Source organism: Cellulomonas sp. P4_B5_2 (genome assembly GCF_056402235.1).
The window spans coordinates 1-8745 of the sequence record NZ_JBFUHU010000269.1; the positions used below are offsets into that span (position 1 = coordinate 1).

The 8745-nt window shown below is 71.3% G+C and carries 8 protein-coding genes and 1 pseudogene; 6 read left to right on the forward strand and 3 right to left on the reverse strand.

Translation table 11 applies throughout. The annotated features are described in order from the left end of the window. The first annotated feature begins 146 nt into the window (after positions 1 to 146). On the forward strand, positions 147 to 2744 hold the full coding sequence (locus tag AC1DUQ_RS17105; RefSeq protein ID WP_477060875.1) for a rhamnogalacturonan lyase: 2598 nt from the start codon (positions 147 to 149) through the stop codon (positions 2742 to 2744). A 141-nt stretch (positions 2745 to 2885) separates the two neighbouring features. Then, positions 2886 to 3398, forward strand: a complete 513-nt coding sequence (locus AC1DUQ_RS17110; RefSeq protein WP_477074198.1) for a hypothetical protein — start codon at positions 2886 to 2888, stop codon at positions 3396 to 3398. Positions 3399 to 3494: 96 nt separating this feature from the next. On the opposite strand, the gene AC1DUQ_RS17115 is transcribed toward AC1DUQ_RS17110, so the two are convergent. Together AC1DUQ_RS17115 and AC1DUQ_RS17120 are read right to left on the reverse strand one after the other, a co-directional pair. Further along, complete coding sequence (locus tag AC1DUQ_RS17115; protein ID WP_477074199.1) at positions 3495 to 4556, reverse strand: fatty acid desaturase family protein; 1062 nt, start codon at positions 4554 to 4556, stop codon at positions 3495 to 3497. 147 nt (positions 4557 to 4703) lie between these two features. Beyond that, the gene (locus AC1DUQ_RS17120; protein ID WP_028049733.1) at positions 4704 to 4907 is read right to left on the reverse strand and encodes a cold-shock protein; all 204 of its coding nucleotides are present in this window, start codon (positions 4905 to 4907) and stop codon (positions 4704 to 4706) included. Between the two features lie 274 nt (positions 4908 to 5181). Between AC1DUQ_RS17120 and AC1DUQ_RS17125 the strand changes: the two genes are divergently transcribed. Further along, entirely contained in the window at positions 5182 to 5589 is a 408-nt protein-coding gene (locus AC1DUQ_RS17125) for a YchJ family protein (RefSeq protein WP_477074200.1), read from the forward strand. Here AC1DUQ_RS17125 and AC1DUQ_RS17130 read toward each other — a convergent pair. After that, on the reverse strand, positions 5586 to 6269 hold the full coding sequence (locus AC1DUQ_RS17130; RefSeq protein WP_477060879.1) for an NUDIX hydrolase: 684 nt from the start codon (positions 6267 to 6269) through the stop codon (positions 5586 to 5588). The genes AC1DUQ_RS17125 and AC1DUQ_RS17130 overlap by 4 nt on opposite strands. 86 nt (positions 6270 to 6355) lie before the next feature. Here AC1DUQ_RS17130 and AC1DUQ_RS17135 point away from each other — a divergent pair, with 86 nt between their 5' ends. The 3 genes and pseudogenes from AC1DUQ_RS17135 to AC1DUQ_RS17145 form a co-directional block, all read left to right on the forward strand. Continuing rightward, a complete protein-coding gene (locus AC1DUQ_RS17135) occupies positions 6356 to 7360 on the forward strand; it encodes an SPFH domain-containing protein (protein ID WP_477074201.1) in 1005 nt (334 codons plus the stop codon). 1 nt (position 7361) lies between these two features. Further along, on the forward strand, positions 7362 to 8249 hold the full coding sequence (locus AC1DUQ_RS17140; protein ID WP_477060881.1) for a diacylglycerol kinase catalytic domain-containing protein: 888 nt from the start codon (positions 7362 to 7364) through the stop codon (positions 8247 to 8249). A 39-nt stretch (positions 8250 to 8288) separates the two neighbouring features. Beyond that, positions 8289 to 8745 (forward strand): annotated as a pseudogene (locus AC1DUQ_RS17145) (ATP-dependent DNA ligase); the annotation flags it as partial.

The window sequence follows — 8745 nt, forward strand, 5'->3', positions numbered from 1 at the left end:
ATCCGGCGAATGTCGCAGGCCGGGTTGACTCGGGTGAACCAGGCGATACGGTCGTGGGCGGTCGGGGTCAAAGGCGCCCCCGACTTCCCCTCTCGTGAGCACGCACTCGACGTGGGGGACGCCTAGCCGATTGAAAGGATTCAAAGATGAGTCTGCTGCAACGACGAGGACGAACGCTCACCGGGACCGCGCTGCTTGCCGGCTCGGTGCTGCTGGTCGGGGCGCTGACGACCGCCCCCGCCTCCGCCGCACCGGCGAGCGGGACGCTCGGGCACGGACCGACCAAGGGTCCCGACGGGCTGACGCTCGAGCGCCTCGATCGCGGGCTCGTCGCGGCGGTCACGGGCGAGGGCGTGTTCCTGTCCTGGCGGCTGCTCGCCACGGAGGTCACCGGGGCCACGGCGACGGGCCTGACCGGCCCCGACTTCGCGGTCTACCGCGACGGCACGAGGCTGGGCACGGTCTCCGACTCCACCAACTTCGTCGACCCCGCCGGCACCGCGACGTCCCGCTACCGGGTCGCCGCCGTCGTCGACGGCGCCGAGGTCGACGGCGCCGAGGCGACCCCGTGGGCGCAACCGAGCCTCGACATCCCGCTGCACAAGCCCGCCGACGGGGTGACCCCGGTGGGCGAGGCGTACACCTACTCCGCCAACGACATGTCCGTCGGCGACGTCGACGGCGACGGGCAGTACGAGTACATCGTCAAGTGGGACCCGTCCAACTCGAAGGACGTGAGCCAGGTCGGCTACACCGGCAACGTCTTCGTCGACGCCTACGAGCAGGACGGCACGCAGCTGTGGCGGATCGACCTGGGCGTGAACATCCGCGCCGGGGCGCACTACACGCAGTTCCCCGTCTACGACTACGACGGTGACGGCAAGGCCGAGCTCATGATGAAGACGGCCCCCGGCAGCAAGATCACGCGGTACGCGGCCGACGGCTCGGTGGCCAGCGAGAAGTTCGTCTCGATCCCCGAGCGCGACCGTGACGCGGGCGTGACCGACACCACCGACTACCGGCTGAGCAAGCAGGGGTACTTCGACCACCTGGTCACCATGCTCCAGGGCTGGAGCAGCCACCCCGAGGTCGTCGCCGGGCACTGGCCGTCGACGGTCGAGGCCGCGCTGGGCATCGCGCCGCAGTACGCGTACCCGCTGTCGCAGCAGGACGCGACGGCGCTGGCCACCTACTTCGTCGACGTCTACGCGCCCGCGCGCAGCGCCCGCAACGTGCTGCGCAACTTCGAGGGCTTCATCGTCGACGGTCCCGAGTACCTCACGGTGTTCGCGGGGGCGAACGGCAAGGAGCTCCAGACCATCGACTACAAGCCCGGCCGCGGAGACGACGGCCTGCTGTGGGGCGACTACGCGATGGCCCGCATCGAGCCCGGCAACCGGGTCGACCGCTTCCTGGCCGGTGTGGCCTACCTCGACGGGCAGACTCCCTCGGCGGTGTTCGCCCGCGGGTACTACACGCGCACGACGCTCGTCGCGTACGACTGGGACGGCAAGAAGCTGAAGGAGCGCTGGTACGTCGACTCCGGCCACGTGCCGATGACCAACCCGTTCAACGACGGCCCGCACGGCCGCGACGGCACCGACCCCGTCTACGGGAAGATCACCACGCAGGGCTTCCACTCGCTGTCCGCGGCGGACGTCGACGGGGACGGCAAGCAGGAGATCGTCTACGGCGCGGCGACGATCGACGACGACGGCTCCGTCCTGTACTCGTCGTTCGACACGCTGCCGGCCGGTAGCGCCGCACCGGGCCAGGTGGTCCGCCTCGGGCACGGCGACGCCATGCACGTGACCGACATCGACCCCGATCGCCCTGGTCTGGAGATCTACACCGCCCACGAGGGGGCGACGTTCGCGCCCTACGGCATGGCCCTGCGCGACGCCAAGACCGGCGAGGTCCTGTTCGGCGTGTACTCCGGCAGGGACACCGGCCGGTCGATGGTCGGCGACGTGATCCCGTCGCTGCGCGGGCTGGAGGTCTGGGCGAGCCTGCCCGGCGGCACCGACTCGCTGGGGCTGTACTCGGCGTCGGGCGTCGTCACCCCCGGCCCGATCCCCGGCACCAACATGAGCATCCGGTGGATGCCCGACGGCACCACGCAGATCGTCAACGGCTCCGCCGCCCAGGACGTCACGATCGACGACTGGACCCGCGGCCGCCAGCTGACCGCCACGGGCACGCGCTCGAACAACGGCACCAAGGGCAACCCGTCGCTGGTGGCGGACGTCCTGGGCGACTCGCGCGAGGAGCTGCTGGTCCGCACCGAGGACTCGTCGGCCATCCGGCTGTTCACCAGCACCGGGTTGAGCCACACGAAGATGTACACGCTCATGCACGACCCGCAGTACCGCGTCGAGGTGGCCCGCCAGCAGACCACCTACAACCAGCCGTCGTACGTGGGCTTCTACCTGGCCTCCGACACGGACTACACGCAGGTGCCGGTGGCGTCCTTCTACGCGCCGGGCAGCATCGACGCCCTGCGTGACGCCACCGAGGCGCAGATCGCCGCCGGAGCAGTGAAGGGTGTGGCGGCCGCGGGTCTGCTCGCGGCGGTGGAGGTGGCCGACAAGGCGGCCGACGTCGGCAACGAGAAGGTCGCCGTGAAGTCGCTGAAGGCCTACATCGAGCTGCTCACGCCGCGTACGCGTCTGTCGACGGTCACTCCGGCCGCGCGGGCGATCCTCGGGTACCAGGCGCAGCAGGTGATCTCGATGCTCGACTGAGCATCGCAGGGGCTGCGTGGGCACGCGCGGCCCGGAGGGCGCCGACCGGGGTCATACCGGCCGGCGCCCTTCTGCGTGGGTACCCGGTGCGATCCACCGACCGAGAGTTCACGTCTCACGGGCTGTGGAACAGTTCGGTCCGTGACGACTTCGACCCCCGACGCAGCCGAGCGGATCGACTTGGGCATGGTGTGCTCGTGCGGCGAAGACGGCCGTGCCGAGGTCGACGAGATCATCGTGCGTGCCACCCGCCGAGTCGCTGCCGGCGACGGCGCCCTGATCGGCCGCCCCGTCGAACCGACCCGGTTCGTCTCTGGGCTGATCATGTCGCTGAGCTCAGGGCTCGACCCGGGCATCGACATCACGTCGATCGCCGCTGACCAGTGGTTCGGGATCCAAGCCCAGGAGTACAAGGGTGCGAAGTTCGTCGTGCAGTGCGACGAGGTCGAGGGTGGTCTGGCTTGGCTGTACCTGGTCGCTCGCGCACGCGCCGACGAGCGGACGCTTCGCAGGGCACTGGCCGCCTCCGAGGCGGAGGGCCGGAGTGAGGCAGAGATTGCCGGCACCCTGGGGGATGGCTTCGACTACGCCGAGCTGTTGGAGTACCGCACCTGGGAGAAGGCCCGTCTGATCCGCACGAGCGACGACGCGTAGCTCCACCAGCCGCGGGCCACGGGCTTGGCGCATGCTCCAGCGACAGGAACGAACCCGTCGTTCGCTCTCCTAGCGGGCAGCCGCACCGGGGGTTCGTCAGAGTCGTGCACCCTCGCCAATACAAGAAGCCCCCGCCGCCCGGAAGAGGTACTTCACGATGATCGTGTACGAGCGCGGCAGCGACACCTGCACGTACGGGATGTTGTGCTCGCGGCAGTAGGCCTCGACGATCGGCTTGGCGCGGCGCAGCGACGGACGGGGCATCGACGGGAACAGGTGGTGCTCGACCTGGTGGTTGAGCCCGCCCATGAGGATGTCGACCCACTTGCCGCCGCCGATGTTCCGGCTGGTCAGCACCTGGCGGCGCAGGAAGTCGAGGCGCGAGTCCTTGGGGATCAGGGGCATGCCCTTGTGGTTCGGGGCGAACGAGGCGCCCATGTAGAACCCGAAGACACCCATCTGCACGGCCAGGAACACCAGCGCGATCGGCCAGGACATCGTCAGGAACACGAGCGCGGTGCCACCGACGAGGCGGACGGTCATCATGACGATCTCGGCGGCGCGGTGCTCCAGCTTGTCCCGCGACGAGAGCCGCTTGACGGCTGCCACGTGCAGGGCGACGCCCTCGAGGAACAGGAGGGGGAAGAAGAACCAGCCCTGGTGGTTCAGGTACCAGACGGACAGCTTCGACGTCCGCTTCGCGGCCTGGTCCGGCGTGAAGGCCAGCGCCTCGAGCTCGATGTCCGGGTCGTAGTCGATCTTGTTCGGGTTGGCGTGGTGGCGCGTGTGCTTGCGCTGCCACCAGCCGTAGCTGAGGCCGACGAACAGGTCGGCGAGGACCAGCGAGGTCCAGTTGTTGGCGCGGCCGTCGGAGAAGATCTGGCGGTGCGCGGCGTCGTGGCCCAGGAACGCGACCTGCGTGAGGATCACGGCGGCGGCGAACGCGACGGCGATCTGCCACCACGAGTCACCCACCAGGATGATCGTGGCGATCAGGCCCAGCACCGCCAGCACGGCGGCGGACAGCCGCACGGCGTAGTGGGCGGGACGGCGCTTCATGAGGCCGGCGGCCTGCACGGTCCGGGTCAGCTCGGTGRAGTCGCTGACGGCTCTGTCACGGGGTCGCGCGGGTGTGGGGGTAAGCGTCGAGGAGCTCATGGGCATCCGTCCTGTCGGTCGTGCGAGGGTGCGCGGCGCGAGTGCGGTCGGAGATGAGCGGGATCGGGGGCGCCTCGGTGATGATGCGACGAGACCCCGGCCACAAGGCCGGGGTCTCGTGCGTTGGAGCTATGAGCTCAGATCAGCTCAGAGAGGCGTGATGTTCGACGCCTGCGGGCCCTTGGGGCCCTGCGTGACCTCGAACTGGACCTTCTGGTTCTCCTCGAGCGTGCGGTAGCCGCTCGTGGTGATGGCGCTGTAGTGCGCGAAGACGTCGGGTCCGCCGTCCTCGGGGGCGATGAAGCCGAAGCCCTTCTCGGCGTTGAACCACTTCACGGTGCCAACAGGCATGATGTTCTCTTCTCTCACGTGCGGTATGGACAACTCCCGGGTGACCGGGACCGGTATTCACGGTGTTCGTCGTCCGTCTCCGAGGTGGTCCTCGAGAACGTCCTGCCAAGTTTCCTTGGCCGTCATGACAAGCGATTCACTGCGACTACAGGCACAACCGTACGGCAACATGGCTCTGACCGGAACGTGGGACGCGAATCGGTCTGCTCACACTCCCCGCCGCGGACGGCGGGAACTGTTGCTAGGTTCGCCCGGACGACGAGGCGGGAGGCCGATGAGCGAGCACGACGACCGTTGTCCGTGCGGGTCCGGCGACACGTACGGCGACTGCTGCGGGCAGTACCTCTCCGAGGGGCGCCGAGCGCCGACGGCCGAGGCGCTCATGCGCTCCCGGTACACCGGCTTCGCCACCGGGGCCACCCACTACCTGCTGGTCACCTGGCACCCGAGCACGCGCCCCGACGAGCTCGAGCTGGACGTGAACATGGTCTGGCGTCGGCTGGACGTGGTCCGCACCGACGYGGGCGGCCCGTGGGACGACACCGGCACCGTGGAGTTCGTCGCGCACTACCGGCTCGAGGACGGCACCGCGATCGGCCAGCGCGGACGGCTGCACGAGACCAGCCGGTTCGTCCGCGAGGACGGTCGCTGGCTGTACGTCGACGGCGGCATCGACGCCTAGCCCCCGTCGCGCGTGAGCGGCGGGTGCAGCGCGATGGTCGGGCCGCCGCGGTAGAGGGCGGCGGGGCGACCGGGGCCGTCGACGACGGTGCGTCCCGTCTCCGTCAGGAAGCCGGCGGTGCTGGTGACCTTGCGGTGGAAGTTGCGCGGGTCGAGCGCCACGCCCCAGACGGCCTCGTACACGTGGCGCAACTCCGAGACGGTGAACTCCGGACCGCAGAACGCGGTGGCCAGCGATGTGTACTCGAGCTTGGCGCGGGCGCGCTCGACCCCGTCGGCGAGGATCGCGCGGTGGTCGAACGCGAGGTCGGCCTCGAGGGCGTCGGCGACGGGGACCCAGCCGGCCGCCGCGGCGTCGCCCCCGGCACGCGCGTCAGGCAGATCGGGGGCCAGCGCCAGGTAGGCGACGGAGACCACGCGCAGGCGCGGGTCGCGGTGCGGGCTGCCGTACGAGCCCAGCTGCTCCAGATGCGCGCCACCGCGCTGCAGGCCTGTCTCCTCGGCCAGCTCGCGGGTCGCGGCGTCGACGAGGTCCTCGTCGGGGCGCACGAAACCGCCGGGCAGCGCGGGCCGACCGAGGAACGGCTCCTCGCCGCGGGTGACCAGCAGCGCGTGCAGCGCCTCGTCCCGGACCGTGAGCGCGACGAGGTCCACGGTCACGGCGAACGGCGGGAACGGCATGCGGGTGACTTTATATCGTCAGATTGACGAGAACAAGCAGCACTGGTTAAGGTCGATATGACGATAAATACTGGAGAGGACCTGAGATGGCCACCATCAAGCGTTACCCGTTCGCCCGCCACCTGCGCACGGCGCCCACGTCGCACGTGCTCCACCTGCACGCCGGGCGGCTCCGGCACGACGGCGCGGGGCTGGCCTTCTGGTTCCGGCCCCTTTCGGCGGTGATCAGCGAGATCCCCGTCGACGACCGCGAGCTGCCCCTCGTGGCGCACGCCCGCACCGCCGACTTCCAGGACGTGGCGGTCCAGGTGACCGTGAGCTTCCGGTTCGAGGACCCGGCGCTGGTGGCCGGACGGCTCGACTTCGCCATCGACCCGGACACCGGGCGCTGGACGGGCAACCCCCTCGAGCAGGTCGCGCACCTGCTCAGCGAGCTGGCGACCGGCCAGGTCATGGACGCGCTCGCCGGGATGACCGTGCTGGAGGCCGTGACCTCGGGCGGCGGTGCGCTGCGCAGGTTGGTCACCGAGGGGCTGCGCGCCGACGAGCGGCTGGCGTCGACCGGCATCGAGGTGCTCGGCGCTCGCATCGGGTCGGTACGTGCCGAGGCGGACATGGAGCGGTTCTTGCAGACGCCGGCGCGCGAGCAGGCGCAGGGCGAGGCCGACAAGTCGACCTTCGAGCGCCGGGCCCTCGCGGTGGAGCGCGAGCGGGCCATCGCCGAGAACGAGCTGGCCAACCGGATCGAGCTCGCGCTGCGCGAGCAGCAGCTGGTGACCCAGGACGGCGCGAACGCCYGCACCCGGGCGAGCGAGGCGGCGGCCGCCGCGCTGATCGAGGCGAACGCCGCGGCGGAGCGGCAGGGCCTGCTGGCCGAGGCGAACGCGCACAGCACGCGGATCGTCGGCGAGGCCGAGGGCGCCGCCGAGGCAGCCCGGCTCGCCGCCTACGCAGGCGTGGACCGCGAGGTGCTCGCGGCGCTGGCGATGCGGGAGCTGGCCGGCAACCTGCCGAGCATCGGCAACCTCACCGTGACGCCCGACCTGGTGACCGGCGCGCTGGCCGGGCTGGTCGGCGCGAAGGGGGCGTGACGTGGTCCTCGCGCCCCGGGTCGTCGTGGTCCATCGGCGCACCGAGCTCGACGGGCTGCTGGAACGGCACGGCACCCGGGGGCAGGCCGAGTTCTTCCTGCGGACGCGCGGGCGCAGCCTCGCCGACGTGCAGGTGCGGCACGACGCCCAGGACGCGGCGCTCGGTGAGGTCCGCGCGGCCGTCCCGGGCGAGTGGCGCCGCGGCGACGTCGAACGGGAGGACCTGTACCGCTTCGGGTTCGAGCCCGGTGACGTCGTCGTGGTCGTCGGGCAGGACGGGCTCGTCGCCAACGTCGCCAAGTACGTCGGCACGCAGGTCGTCGTCGGGATCGACCCGGAGCCCGGCCGCAACGCGGGCGTGCTGGTGACGCACCGGCCGAGGGAGACGGCAGACCTGCTGCGGGCCGTCGTCCGGGGGACCGCCCGGGTGCAGTCGCGGGCCATGGTGAGCGCGGCCCTCGATGACGGGGAGTCGCTCGACGCGCTCAACGAGGTCTTCGTCGGGCACCCGAGCCACCAGTCCGCGCGGTACCGGATCGCGGCGGCGGGCACCGTCGAGTCGCAGTCGTCGTCGGGCCTGATCGCCGCGACCGGCACAGGGGCCACGGGATGGGCGGCGTCCATCCAGCGCGAGCGGCGGGGAGGGGTCGAGCTCCCCGGGACCGCCGACCGCGCGCTCGCCTGGTTCGTGCGCGAGGCGTGGCCGTCGCCCTCCACAGCGACGTCGTTGACCGCCGGGCGGCTGGTGGACGGCGAGGCCCTGACGGTGGTCGTGGAGTCGGACGCGCTCGTGGTCTTCGGCGACGGTCTCGAGGCCGACCGGCTCACCGCGACCTGGGGGCAGACGATCACGCTGGCGCTCGCGGACCGGACGCTCCAGCTGGTCTGAGCGGCGGCGGATGTCGGCGGACGGCGGGAGGATGCCGACATGCTCTTCGCCGACCTCGCGACGACCTCCTCCGCGCTGGCCACCACCCGGTCGCGCCTGGCCAAGCGGGCGCTCCTGGTCGACCTGCTGCGGCGCACCCCGGCGGAGGACGTCGGCATCGTGTCGCGGTACCTCGGCGGTCAGCTGCGGCAGCGGCGGACCGGTCTCGGTTGGCGGTCGCTGACCTCGCTGCCGGCGCCGACCGACACCCCGAGCCTCACAGTCGCGCAGGTGGACACGGCGTTCGAGGCGATGTCGCTGCTGGTCGGACCCGGTTCCGGCACCGCGCGGAGCGCGCAGGCGGCGGCGCTGTTCGGGGCCGCGACGCCGGACGAGCAGCGGCTCTTGCGGGGGCTGGTCAGCGGCGAGCTGCGGCAGGGGTCGCTCGACGCGCTGCTGCTCGACGCGGTCGCCGAGGCCGCGGGCGTGCCACCGGACGTCGTGCGCAGGGCGGCGA

Coding starts and splice junctions, on each gene's coding strand:
- AC1DUQ_RS17105 (WP_477060875.1), top strand. CDS start 147: ATGAGTCTGCTGCAACGACGAGGACGAACGCTCACCGGGACCGCGCTG.
- AC1DUQ_RS17120 (WP_028049733.1), bottom strand. CDS start 4,907: ATGCCTGTTGGCACCGTGAAGTGGTTCAACGCCGAGAAGGGCTTCGGC.
- AC1DUQ_RS17130 (WP_477060879.1), bottom strand. CDS start 6,269: ATGCCGTTCCCGCCGTTCGCCGTGACCGTGGACCTCGTCGCGCTCACG.